A 25,690-nucleotide genomic window follows, 5' to 3' on the forward strand; every position below is an offset into this window, starting at 1 on the left:
TTCGAACTCGCCGAGACCCGCGTCGCCCTCGGCCCCGCCCTCGCCACCCTCAACGAGCGCGAACAGCGCATCCTGACCCTGCGCTTCTACGGCAATCTCACCCAGTCGCAGATCGCCGACCAGATCGGCATCTCCCAGATGCACGTCTCCCGCCTGCTCACCAAGGCCCTCGCCAAGCTGCGCAACCAGCTGCACAGCGAGATCTGAGCTCCGCCGGCCGGCCCTCGTGGCAGCGGTGCGGGTCGTCCCGCGCCGCTGCCGGCCGCAAGCGTCACTGAGCGCCGCTGACCTGCCAGTTCAGGCGGATCAGCAGCGCCTTCGCCTCGTCGGCGACCTCGGCGTCGGCCAGAACCGCGTACTGTGCCGCCTGTAGCGAGCTGCGCGACGTGAAGTCGCGGCGGCCGCCGGTCGCGGCGTGCGCGATGGCGCCGAAGATCGCGCCCCAGACCGCGCCGACCAGCACCGTCGTCAGGATCACCGCGAACCAGTTCGACTTGCCGAACAGGCCGAACAGCACGCCGATGAAGAGGCCGAACCAGGCGCCGCCGCCCGCGCCGGCCGCCGCCGCCCGGCCCGTCGTCAGGCGGCCCAGCACGGTCTCGACCAGACGCAGGTCGGTACCGATGATCGACGTGCGCTCGACCGGGAACTTGTTGTCGGCGAGGTGATCGACGGCCTGCTGGGCCTGCGCGTACTCGGAGTAGGTGCCGACCACCACGGTGGGGCCGCTCCGCGCCGCCTGGTCCGGCGTCTCGCCGGGCAGGTGCGGCACCCCGGCCGGGCCCGGCGGGAGGCCACCGGTTGCCTGCGGCGGGGTCGTCCGGGGGTCATCCACAGGCGGGACTCCAGTGCCCGGGTTGGGTGAGACGCCTGTGGCCGGAGTGATGTTGATGGTGTGATCATCTGGTGCACTCATCGGGCATTTCCTCCGTTATCGGAACCGGACAACGGGTCACCCGCGGTGACCCGAACCCACAGATGGAAGGTCACGGCGACGGCGGCGACGATCCCCGCCACGCCGGTGAAGAACGCGAATCGGCCGGTGACCAGGTCGGGCAGCACCCGCTCGGAGAGCACCAGGGCGGCCAGACCGATCGTGAACGCCGCGGCGGAGACCGCGCCGACCAGGGCGAGCGGCAGGGTGGCGACCCGGGCCGGCGTGCTGGACGGGCGCGGGCCACCCCAGCGGCGCAGCCGGATCACCCAGGTGATCAGCGCACCGCAGGCCAGCACGATCAGCAGGGCCGCGACGGTGTCGCTCGGGCGGTGCCACTCGGCCCACACGGTGGCCACCGCGACGAGCGTGACGTAGGCGGCGCCGATCAGCCCCATCGCGCCGCGCAGCGCCCGGGGGAACGCCAGGATCAGCACGAACGCGACCGACGCGGCGGCCGCCGTGTGCCCGCTGGGGAACGAGTTGGGCATCCCGGAGCCGTCCAGGTCGGGCCGGTCCAGGTGGGCCTTGAACTGCTGGCACGCGACGTTCGCGGCGACCACCAGCAGGGCGGCCCCGATCGAGAGGTCGAACCGCCGGCGCAGCGCGCCGACGACAGCGGCGACCAGGCAGACCACCGCGAGCACGGCGAGCTGGGTGGCCCCGAGCGTCCGGCTGAGCACCTCGGTCACCTGCTCGTGCCGCACGTCGCCGCCCCGCATCGCGGCGGTGTCCACGCTCTGGCCCAGGGTGGTCCGGATGAAGACGCGGTGGACCAGGTAGGCGCCCGTGGCCGAGAGCACCGCGACCAGCAGCGGCGATATCGAGTGCCACCCGCCCGCGGAGACGGTCCTGGTGGTGTCCGCGTGTGCCTGCCGTGATGCGACCGCCGTCATCGACTCTCCCTGGTCCTCAGCGGTGGAAACGTGGTCACGCAATTCCCAGTCTCGGTGATTTCCAAGCGCGCCGGGGATCACAACCGTTCCGCACCCGCGCGCGGCCCGGGAGCGCAACGGCAAGACCGGATCTTCGTACGGAATCGGCCGGAACGAAGGGGACCTTTTCATGAGGCACAGCTCCCGACGATTGCTCACCAGCGCTCTGCTGGTGCTCGCCGCAGGAGCCGGGCTGGGCGTCGCCCCGTCGGCCGCCCTGGCTACCGGGGTCACCGCCACCGTCGACGTGAACAGTCAGCTCAAGATACGGGCCAAGCCGTCACTGGCGTCCCCGATCAAGGGAACCCTGCGCGACGGCCAGAAGATCACGGTGGCCTGCACGGTGACCGGTCAGAACGTCCGCGGCAAGCTGCGCACCACCGCGGTCTGGGCCAGGCTCGGCAACGGCTACTACGTGTCCGACTCGTACCTCAGAACCGCGAAGCGGGCCCCGTCCTGCGGCAGTGCCCCGGTGGGCGACAAGGCCAAGGCCAAGCCGAAGGAGACCGGCACCACGCCGCAGTACGTCACGGGGAAGGTGCGCAGCGGGGACGGCGCGGTGAACGTGCGGACCACGCCGTCGTCGCAGGGCGTGCCGGTGCGCAAGGTCCCCAACGGCGGCACCCTGCAGCTGGTCTGCTCCGTGCCGGGTCCCACCGTCCGGGGCACCGTGCGGACCACCAAACAGTGGGACCGGCTGACCGACGGGCGGTACATCTCGCACGCGTACGTCGTCTCCGCCGCGCTGAAGGTCTGCGCGGGCGCGCCGGACACCGCACCGGTGACGCCGACCGTGAGCCAGTCCGAGTTCATCTCGGCCGCGGTGCCGGGGGCCCAGCTCGGCTGGCGTCAGTTCGGTGTGCCGCCGTCGGTGACCATCGCCCAGGCGGTCCTGGAGTCCGGCTGGGGCCGCAGTGGCCTGGCGTCGGTGGACAAGAACTACTTCGGGATCAAGTGTCAGGGCGGCAGCTTCGGGACGATCGCCAACGGGTGTCACGTCTACCCGACCACCGAGTGCGACAAGGCCGGCAAGTGCTTCCCGACGTCGGACGCGTTCCGGACGTACGCCACGATGGCCGACTCGTTCCGCGACCACGGGTACTTCCTGAAGGTGAACAAGCGGTACACGCCGGCGTTCGCCTACACCCGGGACGCCAACAACTTCATCTGGCAGGTCTGGAAGGCCGGGTACGCCACCGATCCGAACTACTACACCAAGGTCACCGGGATCATGGCGGCGCACAACCTCTACCAGTACGACACCTGGAAGTAACCGTCCGCCCCCGTTGGCCGAAGTCCGGCCGACGGGGGCGTTTCGCGGCTTACGCTCTCCGTGGTGAAGGGGAAGGAGAAATCCGACATGAGGCACATCCCACCCGAACCTGCGGAAGAAGAAGACGCCGAGATCCGCGCCGCGCTGGAGCGGGCCCTGGCCGAGCGGGCCGCGATCATGGACAGCCGGCTGCCCGGGCTGGTGGCGCTGCCGGCCGCCGAGCCGTCCGCGCACCACCCGGGGGCGGCCCGCCTGCGCGCCCCGGTGCCGGACCACCAGCACCATTACTGACCGGTCGGTCACGACACGCCGTCCGCGGCGGCCCGCGGCAGCAGTGCCGTGACCAGGGCCAGCAGCTGGGCCGGCACGAACGGTTTGAGCAGCGTCGCCGACGCGCCGGCGGCGCTGGCTCGCTCGTCCCCGGGCACCAGTGATCCGCTGGCCACCACCACGGGGATGTGCCGCAGGTCGTCGTCCGCCCGGATCGCCCGGCACAGGTCCAGGCCGCTCAGGTACGGCATGTCGATGTCGGTGACCACCAGATCCGGGCAGTGCAGGCGGACCGCGGCCAGGGCGGCCGCCCCGTCGGCGGCGGTCACCACCCGGTGACCGGCGCGTTCCAGCGAACGCTGCAACACGTACCGGATGTCGTCGTGGTCCTCCGCGACAACGATCACCCTCGGCCTCGATTCGGTCTTGCGGTACCCCGTCATCCGGGATATCGAGTCAGGCCATCCCGAAGACACGGGGTTGTCACCGTCCATCTCGCCCGGTGCGAATGGTCCGAACGGATGATCTGTCCATCTTGACCGTTCGGCACAGTGAGGCGCGTGAATGCAGAACCCCACGATGCTCCGATCGCGCCGGACGAGCCCACGACCACCGCCGACGTCCCGCCGAAGCGCCGCGGGTGGTTCGGCCGGCGGTCGGGCTGGGTGAAGGCGCTGATCATGCTCGGGGTGCTCGTGGTGCTGGTGTCCTCCGGGGTGGCCGGTGGCGCCTACCTTTTGGTCAGCCGGTACGAGAACAAGGTGGACCGGGCCGCGCTGCTGCCGTCCGCCCCGGCCGAGGAGGCCGCCCGGAGTAAGCAGAACTGGGAGTCCGGCGCGCTGAACCTGCTGCTGCTCGGCTCCGACTCGCGGGCCACCGAGCCCGGCGGGACGAGCCCGATCGGCGAGCGCTCCGACACCATCATGCTGGTGCACATCGCGCGTGACCGGGACAAGGCGACAATCATCTCGATCCCCCGGGACAGCTACGTCGAGGTGCCGGCCGGCGGGAGCTGGAAGGGCGGCAAGAACAAGATCAACGCGGCGTTCGCGTTCGGCGGGGCGGCGCTCACCGCCACGACGGTGCAGAAGCTGACCGGCATCCCGCTGGACGGCGCGATGATCGCCAACTTCGCCAGCATCCGGGATCTGGTCGACGCGGTCGGCGGCGTCGAGGTCTGCGTCCCGTACGACGTCAAGTCCACCTTCTCCGACCGGGAGTGGAAGCAGGGTTGCCACGCCATGGACGGCGCCATCGCCGAGGAGTTCATGCGGCAGCGCTACAACGTGCCCGGCGGTGACTTCGGCCGGATCCGCAACCAGCAGCTGGTGGTGCAGGCGGTGATCAGCAAGGTGGCCAGGAACAACCTGCTCTACAAGCCGCTGGAGCTGGACACCCTGCTCGGCATCGCGGCCGACTCGCTCACCGTCGACCAGAGCCTCGACCTGCGCGATCTGGTCTTCGCGGTGCGTGACATCCGGCCGCGGAACATCACCTACGCCACCGTGCCGTACACCTCGGCGGGTCTGAAGACCCCGGCCGGGAGCGCGGTGAAGCTCGACGACCAGGCGGCGGCCGAGATGTTCGCCGCGGTCAGGGACGACACCATCGACCGCTGGCTGGCGGAGAACCCGCCGCGCGAGCCGGGAAGCTGAGCGCGGCCGAGGGCGGTGTTAATCACCAGGCGATCCGGGCCCGTTACGCCTATCCTTGGCCCGCCATGTCGACATCGCCCTCCGCCCCGCCGGCCGCCGTGCACGAACTCCGCGACCGGATCTCACAGCTCCTTCCCCGTGACGCGCACCGGCTCGGGCGCCGCCTCGAGGGGACCAGGCGGATCCGGGACGCCGACGCGCGCTCCGCCGCCCTCGCCGAGATCGCCGGGGAGGTGGAGCGGGCCCAGTCGCGGCTGGCCGGCCGGCTCGCCGCCGTTCCCCCGATCTCGTACCCGGAGTCGCTGCCGGTCAGCGCCCGCAGGGACGACATCGCCGCGGCGATCCGGGACCATCAGGTCGTGGTCGTGGCGGGGGAGACCGGCTCCGGCAAGACCACCCAGATCCCCAAGATCTGTCTGGAGCTGGGCCGCGGCGTGCGCGGCCAGATCGGGCACACCCAGCCCCGCCGGATCGCGGCCCGCACGGTCGCCGAGCGCGTCGCCGAGGAGCTGGACCGGCCGCTCGGCTCGACCGTCGGCTACAAGGTCCGGTTCACCGATCAGGTGAGCGACGACACCATGATCAAGGTGATGACCGACGGCATCCTGCTGGCCGAGATCCAGAACGACCGGATGCTGAGCCGGTACGACACGCTGATCATCGACGAGGCGCACGAGCGCAGCCTCAACATCGACTTCATCCTGGGCTACCTCCGGGACCTGCTCCGCAAGCGATCCGACCTCAAGCTCGTGATCACCTCGGCGACGATCGAGACCCAGCGGTTCGCCGAGCACTTCGCCGACGCCGCCGGGAAGCCGGCGCCGGTGATCGAGGTGTCCGGCCGGACGTACCCGGTCGAGGTCCGTTACCGGCCGCTGGTGACCACCACGGTGATCGACGACGACGAGGTGCGCGAGGAGCCGATCGACCAGATCGAGGGCATCGCCGCCGCCGTGGACGAGCTGCCGCGCGACGGCGACATCCTGGTCTTCCTCTCCGGCGAGCGGGAGATCCGGGACACCGCGGACGCGCTCAACCGCAAGGACCTGCGCAACACCGAGGTCGTCCCGCTCTACGGCCGGCTCTCCGCCGCCGAGCAGCACCGGGTCTTCGAACGGCACACCGGCCGCCGGATCGTGCTGGCCACCAACGTCGCCGAGACCTCGCTGACCGTGCCCGGCATCCGCTACGTGATCGACCCCGGCACCGCCCGGGTCAGCCGGTACTCGCACCGGCTCAAGGTGCAGCGGCTGCCGATCGAGGCGGTCTCGCAGGCCAGCGCCAACCAGCGCAAGGGCCGCTGCGGGCGCACCTCGGACGGCATCTGCATCCGGCTGTACTCGGAGGAGGACTTCGAGGGGCGGCCGGAGTTCACCGAGCCGGAGATCCTCCGGACGAACCTGGCCTCGGTCATCCTCCAGATGACCAACCTGGGCCTCGGCGACCTGGGCAGGTTCCCGTTCATCGACCCGCCGGACAAGCGCAACGTCGCCGACGGGGTGAAGCTCCTGGAGGAGCTCGGCGCGCTGAAGGAGCGGGGGCTCACGCCGCTGGGCCGGCAGCTGGCCCAGCTCCCGGTCGACCCCCGGCTGGCCCGGATGGTCATCGAGGCGGGCAAGCAGGAGTGCGTCGCCGAGGTGATGGTGATCGCGGCGGCGCTGTCGATCCAGGACCCGCGCGAGCGGCCGGCCGACAAGCAGCAGCAGGCCGACGAGAAGCACGCCCGGTTCACCGACAAGGAATCGGACTTCTTCAGCTACCTGAATCTCTGGCGCTACCTGCGGGTGAAGCAGGAGGAGCTCTCCGGCAACCAGTTCCGCCGGCTCTGCCGCTCCGAGTTCCTGAACTACCTGCGGGTGCGCGAGTGGCAGGACATCTACGCGCAGCTGCGGCAGGTCGTCCGTACCCTCAATCTGTCTTTCAAGGAGGACTGGGAAGCGGGAGTCGCGCCGCAGCCGGTGCACACCGCCCTGCTCGCGGGCCTGCTCAGCCACATCGGGCTGAAGGACACCGACAAGCGGGAATACCTGGGCGCCCGCGGCGCCAAGTTCGCCGTCTTCCCGGGGTCGGCGCTGTTCAAGCGGCAGCCGCGCTGGGTGATGTCGGCCGAGCTGGTCGAGACCAGCCGCCTCTGGGGCCGGGTGAACGCCCGGATCGAGCCCGAGTGGGCCGAGAAGCTGGCCCCGCATCTGGTCAAGCACTCCTACAGCGAGCCGCACTGGGATCGGAAGATGGGCGCGGTGATGGCCTTCGAGAAGGTCACGCTGTACGGCCTGCCGATCGTGCCGCGGCGCCGGGTCGGGTACAGCAAGGTCGACCCGGTCGTCTCCCGCGAGCTGTTCATCCAGCACGCCCTGGTCGAGGGCGACTGGGAGACCCACCACAAGTTCTTCGACGCCAACCGGCGGCTGCTGCGGCAGATCACCGAGATCGAGAACCGGGCGAGGCGGCGGGACATCGCGGTCGACGACGAGACCGTGTACGCGCTGTACGACGCCCGGATACCGGCCGAGGTGGTCTCCTCCCGGCACTTCGACGGCTGGTGGAAGCGCGCCCAGCGGGAGACCCCGGAGCTGCTGACGTTCACCCGCGACGACCTGGTCAACGCGGGCCGGGACACCGTCGACCCGAACGCGTTCCCGGACGCCTGGCTCGCCTCGGGCGTGAAGCTGCCGCTGCTGTACGAGTTCGAGCCGAACTCGCACGCCGACGGCGTGACCGTCAAGGTCCCGCTCGACCTGATCAACAAGATCGACGCCGACGACTTCGGCTGGTCCGTGCCGGGGTTCCGCAAGGACGTGGTCATCGCGCTGATCCGGGCCCTGCCCAAGGCGCTGCGGACCAGCTTCGTCCCGGTCCCGGACTGGGCCGAGGCGGTGCTCGACCGGGTGCCGGTGCGGCGCGGGCCGCTGCCCGACGCGATCGGCAACGAGCTGCGCCGGCTCACCGGCACCATCGTGCCCCGCGACGCGTGGCGGCCCGACCAGGTGCCGGAGTACCTGCGGATGAACTTCCGCGTCGTCAACGAGGCCGGCGAGGTCGTCGCCGAGGGCCGTGAGCTCGACGTGCTGCGCCGCGAACTGGCCCCGAAGGTACGGGCCACCATCTCCCGGGCGGCCGGGAACCTGGAACGCACCGGCATCACCACCAACGACTTCGGCGCGATCCCGCACCGCGTCGCGCAGAACCGCGGCGGTTACGAGGTGAACGTCTGGCCGGCGCTGGTCGACGAGGGCGCCTCCGTCGGCGTGAAGGTGTTCGAGACCGAGGCCGAGCAACGGGTCGCGATGCGCGCCGGCACCCGGCGGCTGCTGCTGCTCACGCTGCCGCCCGCGGCCCGCTTCCTGCAGGGGCGGCTGGACAACCGGGCGAAGCTGGAGCTGTCCCGGTCGAACCCGTACCGGTCGATCGCGGACCTGCTGGACGACTGCGCGGGCGCGGCCGTGGACAAGCTGGTCGCGGACGCCGGGGGACCGGTCTGGTCGTCGGTCGAGTTCGCGTCGCTGCGCGACACGGTCCGCGAGGACCTGGTGGACGCGGTCGCCAACGTCGTCACCCAGGTCCAGGCCGTGCTGGCCACCACGTACGACGTGGACCAGCGGATCCGCCTGGTCAAGGACCCGGCCCTGCTGCCCGCGCTCGCCGACATCCGGCAGCAGCTCAAGGGCCTGGTGTACCCGGGGTTCGTGACCGAGACCGGGTGGCGGCAGCTGCACCACCTGCCCCGCTACCTGCGCGGCGTCGTCCACCGGCTGGACCGGCTCGGCGGCGCCGCCGGGCGGGACCGGCAGCTGACCACCCAGATCCACGAGATCGAGGCGGAGTACCGGGAGCTGAAGGCGGAGGCGCCGCCGGGCGGGCCGGCCGCCGAGGGGCTGCGGGAGATCCGCTGGATGATCGAGGAGCTGCGGATCAGCTTCTTCGCGCAGACTCTCGGGACCGCCTACCCGGTCTCCGACAAGCGCATCTTCAAGGCGATGGACGCCCTGCCGCTGTAGTGGTCGCCAGGTTGCAGGTCGGTTCGTCCGTGGTGCCGTTCGGTCACGTCCCTGTCGTGGCCGGACGGCGGCTCATATGGTCTCGGCATGACGAACGAGAACCTCGCCTTCGCCCCGACCACCGCCGTTTCCGCGGACGCGTACCTCGACGGGTTGATGGCCTGGGTGGGTGTCGACGGCCTCGCGGCCGCGTTCGCCGAGCCGGGACTGCTGGCCGTCGTCGACCAGCACGCGGCCGCCGTCCGGGAGTCGCTGCGCGACGCGGGCCGCCCGATCGGCGCGGCGGGCCTCGTGGCGTACGCCCGGAGCGTCGCTTTCGCGGCGGCCCGGATGGGTAGCCCGCTGCCCGGGGAGGGGGCCGCGCCGACCACGGTCGCCGGCTGGAGCGGTGCCGGGTGGCCGCTGTTGCGCCTGCTCGCGGTCTGCCTGATCGCGGAGTCCGCAGGGCTCTTGTAAACCGTACGATCTACTTAGACGGGTTTTTACCGGCTAAATCGGATTTATCAGGCATCTTCTTATGCATGAGGATGTTCAAACTCTCCGCTCTGGTTCTTCTGACGGTTCCGGTCCTGGCCACCCCCGCGGTCGCCGCCCCCGTCGAGGAACCGGCCCCCAGTGCTCCCACGCTGGTGGCCCGCTACAACTTCGACGGCGGCGCCGTCGGCAACAAGATCTCCGATCTCTCCGGCAAGGGCTCCCACCTCACCGTCCGCGGTGAGGACAACGGCACCATCACGATCAACACCGAGGGCGCCGGACGGTACGCCGCGTTCCCGGCGCCGTGCGCCAGCGACATCTGCGCCCGCGCGATCCTGGAGGCCCCGAACGCCCCCGACCTGAACCCGGGCGTCCGCCCGTTCCGGTGGGCGGCCAGCGTCCGGCTCACCGCGGAGCAGATGAAGGGCAAGTCCAACATCATGCAGAAGGGCCTGTCCGGCGCGGACAGCGTCTGGAAGCTGCAGCTCACCGGCAAGACCGGCCGCGCGCAGTGCGTGATGACGGGCAAGGGCGCCACCGAGTCCTTCAGCGCCACCTCAGCGCGCCCGGTCGCTGACGGTGAGTGGCACAAGGTCGTCTGTGAGCGCGCTGGGACCAACCTGAGCATCTCCGTGGACGGCGTTCCCGGGACGCGCGCGACGGTCCCGGCGACCCTCGCGGTGGAGAACGCGATGCCGCTGCGCATCGGCGGGCCGAACTTCGGTGCGAGCAGCGACATGTTCCACGGTCAGCTCGACGACGTCTACATCCAGGTCGGCTGAGGATTTCTCGTTACCGCGGGCCGGCCTTCGGGCCGGCCCGCTTCCGTATGAGCCCTCCCGGCCCGGCCTTCCGGGTCGGCCGCTTCCTTCTGTCCGCCCTCCGGGCTGGCAGGTTTCCTTGTGGGTGCCCTCGGCCTGGTCTTTCGGTCGGCCTGCTTCTTGTTGCCCGCCCCAGGGCAGGCCGGTTTCCTTGCGGGCGCGCCCGGCCCGGTTTTCCGGTCGGCCTGGTTCTTTCTGCCCGCCGTCCAGGCTCGGGTCGCTTCCTTCGGCTCACCCTTCCTGCCCGCCCTCCGGCCCAGCCGCTCCAGGCCCTGGCGAAGAGCCGATTTCCGGTACGCCGGAAGCCCGCCGAAATTCGGTGGTGCGTCGCGAATCCGGGGACATAGGGTGGCCGCATGCTGTGATCCGCACCAGGCACCCCCGGTGATTCGGGGTTTGTGCCTTCCGCGCCGGTCCCCTGGTCTGTCGACCGAGGGGTCGTGCCCGGGGTGCGGGTTCCGTGGACGAGTTCCGCGGCCCTTCCGATCACGACTACCTCCTCACGCGTCGCGCCGGCCGCCGGCTCCCGCCCGCTCCCCGAAGCGGCATCGGACTCGCATCCTCAGGAGGTAACGACATGCCCGTGCGGCCTTTCTCAGTACGCCTCGACCCCGACGAACTCGCCCGCCAGGACATCGCCGCGGCGCTGGCCCGGCCGGCGACCACCGGCGATGAGAACGGCGCCAGCGGTGCCGCCCATCACGGTGCGGACGACAGCCGTCAGACGGCCCGGCGTCATTCGGACCGCGCCCACGCGGGGCGCGCCGCCGCGGCGGCCGGTAGCCGCAGCTACGCCTTCCGTCGCAGCTGACAGGCAACGGCGGCCACCGGCGCGACAGCGCCCGGTGGCCGTCTTGCTGGCCGTCTTGCTGGCCGTCTTGCTGGCCGTCTTGCTGGCCGTCTTGCTGGCCGTCTTGCTGGCCGTCTTGCTGGCCGTCTTGCTGGCCGCCTTGCTGGCACAACCCATCGGCCACGCCGCCTGGTGACCAGCCGCCGCCCGCCGCGAGCAATCTCCAGGGAGGCCGTGGCTTCCACCCGCCACTTTCGCCCAAGATCAACTCAGTTGAACGGCGTTGCGACCGGTTCTGCCGGGTCTGCGGCGGTGGTGTCCCTGGAACGGGCGATCAGCGCTTCACGTCGACGACGACCGGGGCGTGATCTGACGGGCCCTTGCCCTTGCGGGCCTCCCGATCCACCACGGCGTCCGTCACCGCGGAGGCCAGGTCGGCGCTGGCGTAGACGTGGTCGATCCGCATGCCTTTGTTCTGATGGAACATCCCGGCGCGGTAGTCCCAGTACGTGTACGGATGGTCGCCCTTCATCGCCCGGGCCGGCACATCGGTCAGCCCGAGGTCGCGCAGCGCGGTGATCGCCTCCCGCTCCGGCGGCGTGACATGCGTCGATCCGACGAAGACCGCCGGATCCCAGACGTCCGCGTCGGTGGGCGCGACGTTGAAGTCGCCGGCCACGACCAGAGGCCCGGCGGCGAGGTCCTCGGCGAGCACGAGGCGTAGCGCGCGCAGCCATTCCAGCTTGTAGACGTAGTGCGGGTCGTCCGGGGTGCGGCCGTTGGGGACGTACACGGACATGAATTTGATCCCGTCGCAGACCGCGCTGATCGCGCGGGCCTCCGGGTCAGGGAAGCCCGGCTCGCCGGGGAAACCCCGGCGGACGTCGGCGAGGCCGGCGCGCGAGAGAAGGGCGACGCCGTTCCAGCGGCCCTGGCCGTACGCCGCGGTCTGGTAACCCAGCTCGCCGACCTCGTCGGTGGGGAAGCCGTCCTCGCCGACCTTGGTCTCCTGGAGGCAGACCACGTCCGGGGCGGTGTTCTCCAGCCATTCGAGGAGGCGGGGGAGCCGGGCCTTGACGGAGTTGACGTTCCACGTGGCGAAGCGCATCTGCCCAGCCTGCCCCATCCAGCGCGGTTCGTCCCGCCCGGGCGTTCCATCGGCGTGGCTCATCCTCGCCACGCCCGTTGTTCAGCAGCGGGCCCGGCGGTGCGGTTCATCTTCCCGATGCCGCAACCAATCGGCGCGGCTCATTTTCGCGGCGCCACGTTCCGTGGCACGCCTGCGGCTCGTAGGCGCGGTTCGCCCTTGCGGGTCCGCGATTTAGTGGCGCGGCTCGGCCCTGCGGTGCCTGCGGTCCAGCGGTACGACCCGTCCTGGCCGCGCCCGCGTTTCAGCGGTGTGCCTGCGGCTTGTTGTCGCGGCTCGGCCTTGCGGTGCCTGCGGCTCGGCGGTGTGGCTCGTCCTCGTGGCGGCGCGTTTCAGCGGCGTGCCTGCGGCTCGTTGTCGCGGCCCGCCCCTGCGGCCCGGCGGTTCGACCCGTCCTGGCTGCGCCCGCGTTTCAGCGGCGCGGCGTGGCTCGTCCCCGTGGCGTCCGCGGTTCAGCGGCGTGGCGGGAGGCCGCCGCGCGTCGCGGCGATCAGGGCCGCGGCGAGGCCCGCGGCGAGCACCAGCAGCAGGGCGGCGAGCCAGAGCGCCCGCCCTTCGGTGCCGATCAGGTCGGTCATCTCGCCTCCCAACGGTGATCTGACTCACCCGGCAAACCCGTGAGCGATAATGCCCGACTTGCCCGCGTGGCACCAGTGGAACGGAGAGGTTTGTCGGAAGCAAGGCAACTTCACGGGGGACGAACCGCTACTCCCCGGCACTCGAGTGATGATGCTGCCTGTTTTCGGTGACCGCGGCGATCGGCGGCACGTCGGGAAGCGTCGCCGCCAGGTGCCAGTGCTCGGCGAATTCCCCTGGCGGGACCGCCTTGCCCCAGAGCCAGCCCTGCCCGTTGACCACCCCGAGGTGGAAGAGCGCGTCGCGTTGCAAGGGTGTCTCGACGCCCTCGGCGATTACGAACAGGCCGAGCGCGTGGCTCATCGCGACCACCGCGCGGACGATCTCGTCGTCCTGCTCGTTCTTGCCCAGGCCGGTCACGAACGAGCGGTCGATCTTGACCCCGGTGACCGGGAAACGGCGTAGGTAGCCGAGCGAGGAGAAGCCCGTCCCGAAGTCGTCGACCAGCAGTTTCGCGCCGAGCTGGCGGAGCTCGAAGAGCACCTGGGCGGTGACGCTGGAGCCGTCCACCATCACCGACTCGGTCATCTCCAGCGCCACACACTGCGGTGGGACGTTGTACCGGGCCAGCTCTCCGGAGATCACCAGCGGCAGTTCCGGCTCGTTGAGCTGGCGGGGTGACACGTTGACGGACATGTAGAAGCTGTCCGAGACGATGCCCTGCGCGCGCCACTCGCCGAGCTGCCGGAGCGCCTCGGCGCGGACGAATCCGCCGATCTGGGAGATCAGTCCGGAGTCCTCGGCGATCGGGATGAAGAGCCCCGGCGGGATCGAGCCGCGCTCCGGATGCTCCCAGCGCACCAGCGCCTCGGCGCCCACCGGCATCCCGGTCTCCAGGCGCACCAGTGGCTGGTACACCACGTGCAGCTGGTTCTGGCCGAGCGCCTGGCGCAGCGCCACCTCGAGCTCGATGCGCTGGCGCGCCTGGTCGTGCATCGAGGTGTCGAACATGGTGGACCGGCCGGGGCCCTCCCGTTTGGCGCGGTACATGGCGGTGTCCGCGTCGCGCATCAGCGCCTCGGCGGTCAGCGTGGCGCGCTCCAGGTCGCCGCTGGCGTGCGCGATGCCGATCGAGGCGGTGATCACGACCTCGGTCTCGCGTACCGGCAGGGCCCGGACGAAGCAGCTGCGGATGTCGTCCACCATGCGCAGCGCGCCGGCCTTGTCACCGACGTAGGCGAGCAGGAACTCGTCGCCGCCGACCCGGGCCACCGGCACGCTCTCCGGCGCCGTGGCGCGCAGCCGCCGGGCGACCTCCATCACCAGCTCGTCGCCGGCGTCGTGGCCCCACGAGTCGTTGACCCACTTGAATCCGTCCAGGTCGAGCAGGTAGACCCAGACCCGTTCCGGCCCCTCCGGGTCCACGGCGGCAACCAGCCGCTCGATCGCGAGGCCGATGGACTGCCGGTTCGGCAGCGAGGTGAGCGGGTCGTGGGCGGCCTGGTGCTCGAAGTGCAACTGGGCGGCGACCTGCCCGTGCACCGCGGAGGCCGCCCGGGCGATCAGCAGTACGTCCATCAGCGCGCCACCGATCGCGATCAGCAGGCGTTGTGAGGCCGTGCCGGCGCGGGTCGTCAGCAGCAGGGCGAACGGCACCAGCAGGGCGGGCAGCAGGACCGCCAGGCGCTGCCAGGACCAGGCTTGCACCGGCGGCCGGTCGGCGTGGCTCATCTCCACCACGGAGGGGTGCAGGGCGGCCACGCCCAGCGCTGTGTACGCCGGCACGTACGGCAGGTTGAGCAGCGGCGACGCGTAGATGTGGCCTTTCACGCCGACGATCGCGTAGGCGGTGTCGCCGATGAACAGCCCGACCATCATCACCAGCAGCGCGATCATGCTGACCGGCCAGACATTGGTGGTGAAGGCCAGGTTGATCACGAGCAGGGCGAGCACCACGTCCAGGAGCGGATAGGTGGCCTGGATGATGGAGAGCAGCGCGGGCCGATCGGGGAACGCCGCGGCCGGGGCGGCCAGCAGCAGCGTGCTGGTCAACCCGGCGGCCACGAAGACGATCAGTCCGTCCAGCACCGCGTGCCGTTCCAGGCTCTCCCGGGCCCGCAGCAGCATGAAGAGGAAGATGCCCAGCAGCAGGTAGCCGCTGAAGCTCGCGAGGTCGGCGAGCAGCGGCATCGGCATCGGCATGTCGGTGACCGACGGCCGGATCACCAGCCCGATCAGGAAGAGCAGTGCGGCCAGGGCCATGAGCCGCCACGCGCGCGGTGGCTGGGCTCCCCAGCTCCGCGGGCCGACATAGCAGGCGGCCACGGTGAGTACGCCGAGCAGAACCAGGCTCGCCGAGCCGAGATTCGTCGACGAGTAGGCCGTGTAGACAGCGGTCGTGAGGATCCCGAATGCTGCCATGATCTGCCATTGGCGGCGAGCAACGGCGGGCGGGAGTGCGAAGGGCACCGGCCATTCCTCCCGTTTTGCCCTGAGACTAATCTTTTGCTCACCGTAGCAACGCGTGGTTGGTTGAGTGGCCGGGTTTCGACTTCCCGGCGGGGTCCCGGCGTCCATGCACGAAAACGGTCGCGCAGCCACCCCGTCGCAGCAGTTCGTACGCGACCGAACCGAATCGTCCGGCGCCGCCGGCCCCGCGCGGCCCGAGCGTGATCAGCCCGGCCCGCCGGGAGGCGCGCACCAGGACCGTGGCCGGCGTGCCGATCAACAGCTCGCGGTGCGGCGGCGGCAGGTCCGGCACCGCGGCGATCACCTCGTCCAGCACCCGCTCACCGGCGGTCTCGCCGCCCTCGGCGACCACGAGCGCGACCGCCAGCGGAAGGCCGCGGCGGCGGGCCTCCCCGGCGGCGAACCGCAGGGCGAGAACGGACGGACCGGAGCCGTCGACGGCGGCCAGCACCCGGGCCGAGGGCGGCCGCGGCCCGCGCGCCACCAGCACCGGGCACCACGCCTGCGTCGCCGCCTCCAGCAGGGTGGATCCGGGCGGTACGCGGCCGGTGCGGGCCAGGTCGTCGGTGCCGACGACGAGCAGCGCCGCGGTCCGGCTGAACTTGCGCAGGACCCGTCCGGCGGGCCCATCCACGAGTTGACCGCGCACGTCGGCGCCGGGTGTGGAACGCTTGGCGGTGGCGACCGCCTCGTCGACGACATGGGAGGCGGCACGGCGGGCCGGAGCCCATTCGGCGCCGGTTCCCGGCCAGGTGAAAGCATGTACCACCGTCAGTTGCGTGCCCCGGGAGACCGCCTCCCGGGCGGCCAGGCGCACGGCGACCAGGCCGGCCGCGGTCCCATCGACCCCGACCACCACGGGCGGTTGATTCGGGATCTGCATCGGTCCGACCTCCGCTCCCCGTAACGTTCTCGCAATATACCGATCGTTATCTATGGCGCAACGGTCCATACGGACTGGTGACCAATGCCTCAACAGGTGGCCACCTGATGACCCATTCAGGTTGAGGGTTTACGGTGAACGGCAAAATCTTTGGGACATCTGCCGGTGAAGTGAGGGAAATACATGACGGATGTCAAGCTCGACCACCCTGGTGGCCAATTGTCGATGTCGGTACGCGAGGCCGTCGACGGGCCGGGCGGCATCGACGTCAGTGCTCTGCTGAAGGAGACCGGTTACGTCACCCTGGACCAGGGTTTCGTGAACACCGCGTCCACCACGTCGGCGATCACCTACATCGACGGTGACGCCGGCATTCTGCGCTACCGGGGCTACCCGATCGAGCAGCTGGCCGAGAAATCGACGTTCCTGGAGGTGTCCTACCTCCTGATGAACGGCGAGCTGCCGACCGAGGCGCAGCTGCGCGACTTCGCCGACAAGCTTCGGGTGCACACGCTCCTGCAGGAGGAGATGCGCACGTTCTTCTCCGGCTTCCCCCGGGACGCGCACCCGATGGCGGTGCTCTCCTCCGCGGTGACCGCGCTCTCCACGTTCTACCAGGACGCGCTCGACCCGCTGGACGACGAGCAGGTTGATATCTCCGCAATCCGGCTGATGGCGAAACTTCCGACGATCGCGGCGTACGCCTACAAGAAGTCGATCGGTCACCCGCTGCCGTACCCGGACAACTCGCTCGACTACGTCGAGAACTTCCTGCGTCTGACCTTCGGCCTGCCGACCGTCAACTACGACGTCGACCCCAAGGTCGCCAAGATCCTCGACATGCTGTTCATCCTGCACGCCGACCACGAGCAGAACTGCTCCACCTCGAGCGTCCGGCTGGTCGGCTCCGCGCAGGCCAACCTGTTCGCGTCGATCTCGGCCGGTATCGGCGCCCTCTCCGGCCCGCTGCACGGCGGCGCCAACGCGGCGGTGCTCGAGATGCTCGAGCAGATCCGCAAGGACGGCGGCGACGTCAACTCCTTCGTCACGCGAGTGAAGAACAAGGAGAAGGGCGTCAAGTTGATGGGCTTCGGCCACCGGGTCTACAAGAACTACGACCCGCGCGCCGCCATCGTCAAGAAGGCCGCCAAGGAGATGCTGTCGACCTTGGAGACGCCGGACCCGCTGCTGGAGATCGCGTTCGAGCTCGAGGAGATCGCGCTCAACGACGACTACTTCGTCTCCCGCAAGCTGTACCCGAACGTCGACTTCTACACCGGCCTGATCTACAAGGCCATGGGCTTCCCGACGAAGATGTTCACGGTGCTGTTCGCCATCGGACGTCTGCCGGGCTGGATCGCCCAGTACCGCGAGATGATGCACGACCCGGCGAACAAGATCGGCCGTCCGCGGCAGATCTACACCGGCTCGCCGGTGCGCGACTTCGTTCCGATGTCGCAGCGCTGAAGAAATCGGAAAGACCCGGCACGGACTCAGAGGCGGGGTTCGGCGCCGGAAACTGGCGGAGAAGACGTCACAATGCGCCCCACCGGGCTTTCCGGTGGGGCGTTTTCCGTTGGGCCGGCGGCGCGGGAACCGTCGTCGATGTGATCCTTCCGGGTCACCGTTTGACGGACGCCCGGCGGTAGGAAAGAGTTGCCTCCGAGCGGCAGGGAGGAACCCGGTGTAATTCCGGGACGGTCCCGCCACTGTGACCGGGGAGCGACCCGCTGACACATCGCCACTGCCGGCAGGCGGGAAGGCGAGCGGGGAACGGCGATCCGGGAGTCAGGAGACTCCGGCCGCTCGTGACGACCGACGCGCGGGCGTGGACACCCGCCGGGAGGGAACCCCTGTGACGACTCCATACCCGTTCTCGGCCGTGGTCGGCCTCGACGACCTGCGCCTGGCCCTGTTGCTGACCTCGGTGTCCCCGGCCGTCGGCGGGGTGCTGGTCCGCGGCGAGAAGGGCACCGCCAAAAGCACCGTGGTGCGCGCCCTGGCCGGCCTGCTGCCCGCGGTCACCGTGGTGCGGGGCTGCCGGTTCGCCTGCGACCCGGCAGCACCCGACGCGCAGTGCCCGGACGGCCCGCACGCCGTGGACAGCCCGGCGGAGCATCGGCCGTCGGCGCTGGTCGAGTTGCCGGTCGGGGCTACCGAGGACCGGGTGGTGGGCACGCTGGACCTCCAGCGGGCGCTCGCCGACGGGGTCAAGGCGTACGAGCCGGGCCTGCTCGCCGCCGCGCACCGCGGGGTGCTCTACGTCGATGAGGTCAACCTGCTCCCGGACCACCTGGTCGACCTGCTGCTGGACGCGGCCGCGATGGGTCGCGCGCACGTCGAGCGGGACGGCGTCTCGGTCAAGCACGCGGCCCGGTTCCTGCTGGTCGGCACGATGAACCCGGAGGAGGGCGAGCCACGGCCACAACTGGTCGACCGGTTCGGCCTGGTCGTCACGGTGGCCGCGCCCCGCGACGCGACCCTGCGCGCGGAAGTGGTCCGGCGCCGCCTCGCCTACGAGGCCGACCCGGCCGCCTTCGCGGCCCGCTTCGCCGCCGACGAGCGGGAGTACGCGGCCCGCATCGCCGCCGCCCGCGCGCTCCTGCCCACGGTCGTCCTGCCCGACGCCGAACTCGACCGGATCGCCCGGGTCTGCCTGGCCTACGGCGTCGACGGGATGCGCGCCGACATCGTGGTCGCCCGCTGTGCCGTGGCGATGGCCGCCTGGCACGGCCGCGTCCGGGTCACCGCCGACGACGTCCGCGACGCCGCCCGGCTGGCCCTGCCGCACCGCCGCCGCACCGACCCGCTCGACCCGCCCGGCACCGACGAGGAGAAGCTCGACGAGGCCCTCGCCGAAGCCGAACGCCAGGCCGAGCGGGACGCGGCCCCGGACGACCCGGACCCGGATCCGGACAGCGACCCCGACGGCGGCTCGGACAACGGACCGGGGGACGGCCCGGAGAACGGGCCCGATCGCGGTCCGCAAGGTGGCGGCGCCCCCGCCCGCACGGAACAGGACGACGCGACGGGACAGGGACACCAGACCCCCGCCGCGCCGCCGGCTCGGCCCGGGGCCGCGTTCCGCCCGCGTACGCTGCGAATCTCCGCCCGCGGCGACGGCGGCCACACCGGCAGGCGGTCCCCGGCCTACGCCCGCCGCGGCCGCGTGATCGGTTCCCGCAGGCCGACCGGCAAGCTCTCCGGCGCCCCGCACCTCCCGGCCACCCTGCGGGCCGCCCTGCACCGGGGCGCTCTCCAGGCCACCGGCGGCATGGACGTGCAGCCGCGGGATCTGCGGGAGGCGATCCACGTCGGGCGCGAGGCGAACCTGGTCCTGTTCGTCGTGGACGCGTCCGGGTCGATGGCCGCGCGTAAGCGGATGACCCTGGTCAAGACCGCCGTGCTCTCCCTGCTACGCGACGCGTACCAGCGCCGGGACCGGGTCGGCATGATCACGTTCCGGGGCGCGGAGGCGGACGTCGTGCTCCCCCCGACGTCCAGCCACGAGGTCGGCGTCCTGCGCCTCGCCGCCCTGCGCACCGGCGGCCGCACCCCGCTCGCCGCCGGCCTGCGCGCCGCCGCGCGCACGATTGCCACCGAACGCCGCCGTGACCCGCGCCGCCGCCCGCTCCTGGTCCTGGTCACCGACGGCCGCGCGACCAGCGGACCCGACCCGCTGCCGCTGGCCACGGCCCTGTCCGGGGTCACGACCGTCGTGGTCGACTGCGAGTCCGGCCCGATCCGGCTCGGCCTGGCGCGGCGACTCGCCACCGCCCTGCGGGCCGACGTGATGCCCCTGGACCGGCTGGAGGCCGCCACCTCCGGGCACCGTCCGGCCGCCGGCCCCGTGAATCCCGCGGACCGCGCCTACCGCCGGGCCGCCTGATGCCCGCCACACGTACCGGAAAGGCGTGAGATGCCACAGGGGAAAGTGACCACCGTGCCCGACGACGGGTTGACGACGCGCCAGCGCCGGCGCCAGGCGGTCTTCGCCGTGCACACCGGGCCGGGCAAGGGGAAGTCCACCGCCGCGTTCGGGATGGCGCTGCGGGCGTGGAGCGCGGGCTGGCCGATCGGGGTCTTCCAGTTCGTCAAGTCGCAGAAGTGGAAGGTCGGCGAGGAGACCGCGCTGAAGGCGCTCGACGGCGTCAACGGCACCCCGGTGACCTGGCACAAGATGGGCGAGGGCTGGTCCTGGATCCAGCGCCCGGGCACCGAGCGGGACCACGCCGCCGAGGCCGCCGAGGGCTGGGCGCAGATCAAGCGCGACCTGGCCGCCGAGACCTACCGTTTCTACGTGCTCGACGAGTTCACCTACCCGATGAAGTGGGGCTGGGTGGACGTCGCCGACGTGATCGGCACCCTGGCGGATCGGCCCGGCAACCAGCACGTGGTGATCACCGGCCGGGACGCGCACCCCGACCTGATCGCGGCCGCCGACCTGGTCACCGAGATGACCAAGGTCAAGCATCCGATGGACGCCGGCCGCAAGGGACAGCAGGGCATCGAATGGTGACCATCCCGCGCGTGGTGATCGCCGCGCCGGCCTCCGGGCACGGCAAGACCACCGTCGCCACCGGCCTGCTCGCGGCGTTCGCCCGGCGCGGTGTGCCGGTCGCCCCGTTCAAGGTCGGGCCGGACTACATCGACCCGGGCTACCACGCCCTCGCGGCCGGCCGGCCGGGCCGCAACCTGGATCCGGTGCTGGTCGGGGAGGAACTGATCGGCCCGCTCTTCGCGCACGGCTCGCGCGGCGCCGAACTGGCCGTCGTCGAGGGCGTGATGGGCCTCTACGACGGGCGCACCGGGGCCGGCGAGACCGGCTCCACCGCGCAGGTCGCCGCGCTGCTGGCGGCCCCGGTCATCCTGGTCGTCGACGCCGCCGCGCAGGGCCGCTCGGTGGCCGCGCTGGTGCACGGGTTCCGCAGCTTCGGCACCGTCCGGCTGGCCGGGGTGATCCTCAACCGGGTCGGCTCGGACCGGCACGAGCAGCTCCTGCGGGACGCCTGCGAGGAGGTCGGCACGCCGGTGCTGGGCGCGCTGCGCCGGGCCGACGCGGTCGCCGCGCCCTCGCGCCATCTCGGGCTGGTGCCCGCCGCCGAGCGCCGGGCCGAGGCCCTCGCCTCGGTGGACGCGCTCGCCGAGCTGATCGCCGGCTCGGTCGACCTGGACGCGGTGGCCGCGGTCGCGCGCTCGGCGCCGTCGCTGCCGGCGACCCCGTGGACCCCGGCTTCGGCGGATCCGGTGCCGGGCCGCCCGACGGTCGCGCTCGCCGGTGGTCCGGCCTTCTCCTTCGCGTACGCGGAGACCGCCGAACTGCTCGCCGGCGCCGGCGCCGAGGTGGTCTTCGTGGATCCGCTGCGCGACGAGGCGCTGCCGGACGGCACCCGCGCGCTGGTGGTGGGCGGTGGCTTCCCCGAGGTGTACGCCGCCGAGCTCACCGCGAACGAGCCGCTGCGCAAGTCGGTCCGGGACCTGGCCGCGGCCGGCGGTCCGATCACCGCCGAGTGCGCCGGCCTGCTGTGGCTCTGCCGCGGCCTGGACGGCGCACCGATGTGCGGCGTGCTGGACGCGGACGCGACGATGACACCGACGCTGACGCTGGGGTACCGGGACGCGGTCGCGCTCTCGGACAGCCCGCTCGCGGTCGCCGGCACCCGGGTCACCGGGCACGAGTTCCACCGGACCACCGTGCATCCGCGGTCCGGGCTGCTGCTCTCCCCGGCCGGGGGAGCCGCCTGGGCGTGGCGGGGCGCGGATCCGGAGGGCTTCGCGTCGCCCCGGGTGCACGCGTCCTATCTGCACCTGCACTGGGCGGGCCGGCGTGGCCTGGCCGAACGCCTGGTCCGCACGGCGGCGGAGTGAGGCTTCGGCCGTGACCGGTCGGCTCGTCGTGGGGCTCGGGGCTCGCGCCGGCACCGGAGCGGCCGAGTTGGCCGCCGCGGTAGCGGCCGCGCTGGACGCGGCCGGTCTGGACCCGGCGGAGGTGGTCGTGCTCGCCACTGTGGACCGCCGGGCCGCCGAGCCGGGGGTGCGCGCGTTCGCCCGGGACGCCGGCTGGCGGCTGGCCGCCTTCACCGTGGCGCGGCTCGCGGCGCAACCGGTGCCCGGCCCGAGCGGCGTGGTGGCCGCCGCGGTCGGGACGCCGAGCGTCGCCGAGGCGGCCGCCCTGCTCGCGGCCGGTCCGGCGGCCGGACTCGTGCTGCCCAAGCGGAGGTTCCGGGGCGTCACGGTGGCGGTCGCCCGTACCGGCGCAAGGGGTTGACCTGTCGCCACCGCCGGCCGGGAGCGGCGGTGGCGACAATGACCAGAATCGGTCAGGCCCCGACCGGCCATTCGTGGACCGGGATGTTCTCGTGCATCAGCGGCAGGTACCGCCGTAGCATCTCGTGCAATCCCCGCTGCCGGTCCATGCCCTGCTTCTCCAGCTCATGCAGGGTGTCGACCTGCCATGACGCGCCGTTCTGCTGGCGCAGGCAGCGCTGCTCGATGATCCCGAGCAGCCGGTCGCGCTGCGTCGCGGAGACCCCCCACCGGTCCAGGCCGTCCGCGGCCTGCGGCAGCAGGCGGCGCAGGACCAACTCGGTCACCGGTACGGTCCCCACCCCGGGCCAGAACACGCTGGCGTCGATGCCGTGCCGCGCGCAGGTGTGGAAGTTCTCCTCCGCGGCGCGGAAACTCAGCTGGGTCCAGATCGGCCGTTCCGCCTCCGCGAGACTGCGTGCCAGGCCGTAGTAGAACGCCGCGTTCGCGATGGTGTCGGCGACCGTCGGTCCGGCCGGCATCACCCGGTTCTCCACCCGCAGGTGCGGGCGGCCGTTGACCACCGCGTAGATCGGCCGGTTCCAGCGGTACACCGTGCCGTTGTGCAGGCGCAGCTCGCTCAGCTCGGGGATGTCGCCGCGCTCCAGGATGTCCGCGGGGTCATCCTCGTCGCAGATCGGCAGCAGCGCGGGGAAGTAGCGGACGTTCTCCTCGAACAGGTCGAAGACGCTGGTGATCCAGCGTTCCCCGAACCACACCCTTGGTCGTACGCCCTGGGCCCTGATCTCCTCCGACCGGGTGTCGGTGGCCTGCTCGAAGAGCGGGATCCGGGTCTCCCGCCACAGCTCCCGCCCGAACAGCAGCGGCGAGTTCGCGCCCAGCGCCACCTGGATCCCGGAGATCACCTCGGAGGCGTTCCAGTACGCCGCGAACTGCGCCGGACTGACCTGCAGGTGGAACTGGGTGCTGGTGCACGCCGCCTCGGGGGCGATGGTGTCCGTGGTGACCGCGAGCCGGTCCACGCCGTCGATCCGGATGTCCAGGTCCTCACCGCGGGCCGCGAAGATCTGCTCGTTGAGCAGCTCGTACCGGGGGTTCGCGGAGAGCGCCGCGCCGGTCAGGTGCTCCCGGCGCAGGGTGGGCAGGATCCCGACGGTGACCATGTGCACGCCGACCGTGCGGGCCTTGCCCTCCGCGTGGTTCAGGCTGGCCCGCAGCCCTCTCTCCAGGTCGGCGATGTCGTCACCGGCGAGCCGCCGCGGCGGCAGGTTGATCTCGATGTTGAACTGGCCCAGCTCGGTCTGGAAATCCGGATCGGCGATCGCGCCCAGCACGTCGGCGTTGCGCATCGCCGGATCGGCACCGTCGTCGATCAGGTTCAGCTCGATCTCCATGCCGGTCATCGGCCGTTCGAAGTCGAAACGGGACTCGCGCAACATCGTCGCGAACACGTCCAGACTGCGGCGGATCTTCTGCCGGTACCGGGTCCGGTCCTCCCGGGAAAACTGTGTCTGCTCGACCTTCTCGCCCACCGGGCACCACCTTTCGAGCCGTCAGCGACGAGGGAGAGCGGGCGTCATCGCAGCGGTCCCCCCGGCATCATGATGACCGCTGTCGATGGCTGATCTCATCTCGGCGAGGCAGCATTGGCGGGTGGTGGCGAACGGCTCGTCGGACATGGACGATCCGGTACCCGATCGTCGAAATTCTCACGCCGCCTCAGCGCAGCAGCGCGGCCACGAGCAGGCCGGTGACCATCAGGCCCGCGGCGGCCTGCAGCAGCACCGCCGGGCCCAGGTGCGACCACCGGGTCGGGATGCGCGGGGTGAGCGGCTGCATCGTGGTCAGGTTCACCACCTGCATCAGCTTGACCGGCAGGGTCCGGTCCTTCTGCGGCTCGGTGCGCACCTGCACCAGGTCGCCGCGGTGCAGCGCGGACTGCGGCAGCTGGCCGTGCATCTCGATCTCGTAGGTCTGCCCGAGATCGTCACGCAGCCGGACCGGGGTGACCAGGAACTCCGGGCCCATGCGCAGCTCCTTCAGGCTGCGCCGGGCCGGTTTCATCCGCAACAGCGAGCCCAGCAGCTGAGCGATGCCGGCGGCGACGTACACGGAGACCGCCAGTGGGCGCCCGACCCGCACCTCCCGCGTGTACGACGCCTGATAGCCGATGAACCGGCCGGTGATGATCGGACTGACGTGGCGGAGGATTCGCTCGCGGTGCAGCTCGGTGTCGTCCATGGGGGGTCACCTCCTGGATGTTCCTCAATGTTACGGAGTGGTCTGGGCCACGCACCGTGAGTGAATGATGAAATCTTGATCTCCTTCTCTTACCAACGGGCCACCCCACCCGCGCCCGATACCAGGCAATTCCCTCCGGTGACCCGCCGATCTGCGGAAACTCGCCCTCCGGGGGTGTCCGCCGGGGTGAACTGGACGACGGATCGCGCGAAATCGCGGACGGGGGGAGACCGGTGGCACCGACGAACTACGTCAACCCGGAGAGTGTCCTGGCGCGCACCGCGGTCGAGATGGTCGCCGCGCATGCCGGAGGCGAGGGCCTCACCCGCTGCCCCGCCTGCGGCGAGCCGCTGCCCTGCCGTTCGGGACAGGCGGCGGCGGAGGTGCTCGCGGCGGCCGGATTGATGGAGGCGTCCGGTCTGATCGCGGCGACCCGGGTGGCGTTCGCCCCGCATTCGTCCTCGCCCGGGTTCATGCCCTCCCGGTCCGCGGAATCCTCGGCGCCTTCGGCGTACTCGGGCGGCGGGTCCGGTTCCGGGCCGCTGGGTGCCGGATCGACTGCTGAGGGTACGACCGGGGGAGGCATGTCGTTGGCGGGGGCGGACTGGGGGCTGGGCGGGCTCGGGGCGGGTTCCGGCGCCGCCGAGGATCGGCTCGGTGCTCCGCCCTCCGAGGATGATCGGCTGGGCGACGCGCTCTCCGGGGATCGGCTTGGTGGTCCGCTTTCCGAGGGTCGGTTGGGTGGCTCGCTCTCCGAGGATCGGCTTGGTGGTCCGCTTTCCGGGGATCGGCTGGGTGGCTCGCTCTCCGAGGATCGGCTTGGTGGTCCGCTTTCCGGGGATCGGCTGGGTGGCTCGCTCTCCGAGGATCGGCTTGGTGCTCCGCTTTCCGAGGGTCGGTTGGGTGGCTCGCACTCCGAGGATCGGGTCGGTGGTCCGCTTTCCGATGAGGCGC

The 25,690-nt window shown here is 71.4% G+C and carries 24 protein-coding genes and 1 riboswitch; of the genes, 14 read left to right on the forward strand and 10 right to left on the reverse strand.

Annotation, left to right across the window (positions count from 1 at the left end):
* A partial coding sequence (locus CHC09_RS12385; RefSeq protein WP_143232302.1) for a sigma-70 family RNA polymerase sigma factor occupies window positions 1-207 on the forward strand: 207 nt, incomplete at its 5' end.
* Window positions 208-271: 64 nt separating this feature from the next.
* On the opposite strand, the gene CHC09_RS12390 is transcribed toward CHC09_RS12385, so the two are convergent.
* Together CHC09_RS12390 and CHC09_RS12395 are read right to left on the reverse strand one after the other, a co-directional pair.
* A complete protein-coding gene (locus CHC09_RS12390) occupies window positions 272-835 on the reverse strand; it encodes a YflT domain-containing protein (protein ID WP_089293217.1) in 564 nt (187 codons plus the stop codon).
* Window positions 836-912: 77 nt separating this feature from the next.
* The gene (locus CHC09_RS12395; RefSeq protein WP_089293218.1) at window positions 913-1,830 is read right to left on the reverse strand and encodes a phosphatase PAP2 family protein; all 918 of its coding nucleotides are present in this window, start codon (window positions 1,828-1,830) and stop codon (window positions 913-915) included.
* 169 nt (window positions 1,831-1,999) lie between these two features.
* Here CHC09_RS12395 and gsmA point away from each other — a divergent pair, with 169 nt between their 5' ends.
* Window positions 2,000-3,142, forward strand: a complete 1,143-nt coding sequence (gene gsmA, locus CHC09_RS12400) for a sporangiospore maturation cell wall hydrolase GsmA (protein WP_089293219.1) — start codon at window positions 2,000-2,002, stop codon at window positions 3,140-3,142.
* Window positions 3,143-3,229: 87 nt separating this feature from the next.
* A complete protein-coding gene (locus CHC09_RS12405) occupies window positions 3,230-3,433 on the forward strand; it encodes a hypothetical protein (protein ID WP_239138454.1) in 204 nt (67 codons plus the stop codon).
* Window positions 3,434-3,441: 8 nt separating this feature from the next.
* Here the strand turns inward: CHC09_RS12405 and CHC09_RS12410 are convergent, their stop codons facing one another.
* A complete protein-coding gene (locus tag CHC09_RS12410) occupies window positions 3,442-3,819 on the reverse strand; it encodes a response regulator (RefSeq protein ID WP_239138455.1) in 378 nt (125 codons plus the stop codon).
* Between the two features lie 153 nt (window positions 3,820-3,972).
* Between CHC09_RS12410 and CHC09_RS12415 the strand changes: the two genes are divergently transcribed.
* The 6 genes from CHC09_RS12415 to CHC09_RS48370 all read left to right on the forward strand — a co-directional run bounded on the left by CHC09_RS12415 (window position 3,973) and on the right by CHC09_RS48370 (window position 11,349).
* Complete coding sequence (locus tag CHC09_RS12415) at window positions 3,973-5,067, forward strand: LCP family protein (protein WP_239138456.1); 1,095 nt, start codon at window positions 3,973-3,975, stop codon at window positions 5,065-5,067.
* Between the two features lie 65 nt (window positions 5,068-5,132).
* Entirely contained in the window at window positions 5,133-9,065 is a 3,933-nt protein-coding gene (hrpA, locus tag CHC09_RS12420; protein ID WP_089293221.1) for an ATP-dependent RNA helicase HrpA, read from the forward strand.
* Between the two features lie 87 nt (window positions 9,066-9,152).
* Window positions 9,153-9,521 carry a DUF6401 family natural product biosynthesis protein gene (locus CHC09_RS12425; RefSeq protein WP_089293222.1) on the forward strand — a complete coding sequence of 123 codons (369 nt, stop codon included), beginning with the start codon at window positions 9,153-9,155 and terminating at the stop codon, window positions 9,519-9,521.
* 65 nt (window positions 9,522-9,586) lie between these two features.
* Complete coding sequence (locus CHC09_RS12430; RefSeq protein WP_089293223.1) at window positions 9,587-10,324, forward strand: LamG-like jellyroll fold domain-containing protein; 738 nt, start codon at window positions 9,587-9,589, stop codon at window positions 10,322-10,324.
* A gap of 616 nt (window positions 10,325-10,940) precedes the next feature.
* Complete coding sequence (locus tag CHC09_RS12435) at window positions 10,941-11,174, forward strand: hypothetical protein (protein ID WP_089293224.1); 234 nt, start codon at window positions 10,941-10,943, stop codon at window positions 11,172-11,174.
* A gap of 43 nt (window positions 11,175-11,217) precedes the next feature.
* The gene (locus CHC09_RS48370; RefSeq protein ID WP_280523922.1) at window positions 11,218-11,349 is read left to right on the forward strand and encodes a hypothetical protein; all 132 of its coding nucleotides are present in this window, start codon (window positions 11,218-11,220) and stop codon (window positions 11,347-11,349) included.
* A 138-nt stretch (window positions 11,350-11,487) separates the two neighbouring features.
* On the opposite strand, the gene CHC09_RS12440 is transcribed toward CHC09_RS48370, so the two are convergent.
* The 4 genes from CHC09_RS12440 to CHC09_RS12450 all read right to left on the reverse strand — a co-directional run bounded on the left by CHC09_RS12440 (window position 11,488) and on the right by CHC09_RS12450 (window position 16,228).
* Window positions 11,488-12,261 carry an exodeoxyribonuclease III gene (locus CHC09_RS12440; RefSeq protein WP_089293225.1) on the reverse strand — a complete coding sequence of 258 codons (774 nt, stop codon included), beginning with the start codon at window positions 12,259-12,261 and terminating at the stop codon, window positions 11,488-11,490.
* A gap of 491 nt (window positions 12,262-12,752) precedes the next feature.
* Window positions 12,753-12,878 carry a hypothetical protein gene (locus tag CHC09_RS48375; protein ID WP_275407882.1) on the reverse strand — a complete coding sequence of 42 codons (126 nt, stop codon included), beginning with the start codon at window positions 12,876-12,878 and terminating at the stop codon, window positions 12,753-12,755.
* Between the two features lie 127 nt (window positions 12,879-13,005).
* Complete coding sequence (locus tag CHC09_RS12445) at window positions 13,006-15,345, reverse strand: putative bifunctional diguanylate cyclase/phosphodiesterase (protein ID WP_089293226.1); 2,340 nt, start codon at window positions 15,343-15,345, stop codon at window positions 13,006-13,008.
* A gap of 40 nt (window positions 15,346-15,385) precedes the next feature.
* On the reverse strand, window positions 15,386-16,228 hold the full coding sequence (locus CHC09_RS12450) for a universal stress protein (RefSeq protein WP_179277065.1): 843 nt from the start codon (window positions 16,226-16,228) through the stop codon (window positions 15,386-15,388).
* Window positions 16,229-16,411: 183 nt separating this feature from the next.
* Here CHC09_RS12450 and CHC09_RS12455 point away from each other — a divergent pair, with 183 nt between their 5' ends.
* The 5 genes from CHC09_RS12455 to CHC09_RS12475 all read left to right on the forward strand — a co-directional run bounded on the left by CHC09_RS12455 (window position 16,412) and on the right by CHC09_RS12475 (window position 22,496).
* On the forward strand, window positions 16,412-17,695 hold the full coding sequence (locus CHC09_RS12455) for a citrate synthase (protein ID WP_089293228.1): 1,284 nt from the start codon (window positions 16,412-16,414) through the stop codon (window positions 17,693-17,695).
* Window positions 17,696-17,902: 207 nt separating this feature from the next.
* Window positions 17,903-18,027: riboswitch (cobalamin riboswitch) on the forward strand.
* 56 nt (window positions 18,028-18,083) lie between these two features.
* Window positions 18,084-20,117: a VWA domain-containing protein gene (locus tag CHC09_RS12460; protein WP_089293229.1), complete on the forward strand. Its 2,034-nt coding sequence runs from the start codon at window positions 18,084-18,086 to the stop codon at window positions 20,115-20,117.
* Between the two features lie 30 nt (window positions 20,118-20,147).
* On the forward strand, window positions 20,148-20,747 hold the full coding sequence (gene cobO, locus CHC09_RS12465) for a cob(I)yrinic acid a,c-diamide adenosyltransferase (RefSeq protein ID WP_089293230.1): 600 nt from the start codon (window positions 20,148-20,150) through the stop codon (window positions 20,745-20,747).
* Window positions 20,741-22,096: a cobyrinic acid a,c-diamide synthase CobB gene (locus tag CHC09_RS12470; protein ID WP_089293231.1), complete on the forward strand. Its 1,356-nt coding sequence runs from the start codon at window positions 20,741-20,743 to the stop codon at window positions 22,094-22,096. Before cobO ends, CHC09_RS12470 begins: the two co-directional genes overlap by 7 nt.
* Before the next feature lie 10 nt (window positions 22,097-22,106).
* Window positions 22,107-22,496, forward strand: coding sequence for a cobalamin biosynthesis protein (locus CHC09_RS12475; RefSeq protein WP_089293232.1), 390 nt, complete (start codon window positions 22,107-22,109; stop codon window positions 22,494-22,496).
* A 52-nt stretch (window positions 22,497-22,548) separates the two neighbouring features.
* Here the strand turns inward: CHC09_RS12475 and CHC09_RS12480 are convergent, their stop codons facing one another.
* From CHC09_RS12480 to CHC09_RS12490, 3 genes are all read right to left on the reverse strand, one after another.
* A complete protein-coding gene (locus tag CHC09_RS12480) occupies window positions 22,549-24,027 on the reverse strand; it encodes a glutamate-cysteine ligase family protein (RefSeq protein ID WP_089293233.1) in 1,479 nt (492 codons plus the stop codon).
* A 187-nt stretch (window positions 24,028-24,214) separates the two neighbouring features.
* Window positions 24,215-24,736, reverse strand: coding sequence for a hypothetical protein (locus CHC09_RS12485; protein ID WP_089293234.1), 522 nt, complete (start codon window positions 24,734-24,736; stop codon window positions 24,215-24,217).
* 247 nt (window positions 24,737-24,983) lie between these two features.
* Entirely contained in the window at window positions 24,984-25,211 is a 228-nt protein-coding gene (locus CHC09_RS12490; protein WP_089293235.1) for a hypothetical protein, read from the reverse strand.
* Between the last annotated feature and the right edge of the window lie 479 nt (window positions 25,212-25,690).

It is taken from the genome of Actinoplanes regularis (assembly GCF_900188005.1).
Taxonomy (GTDB): domain Bacteria; phylum Actinomycetota; class Actinomycetes; order Mycobacteriales; family Micromonosporaceae; genus Actinoplanes; species Actinoplanes regularis.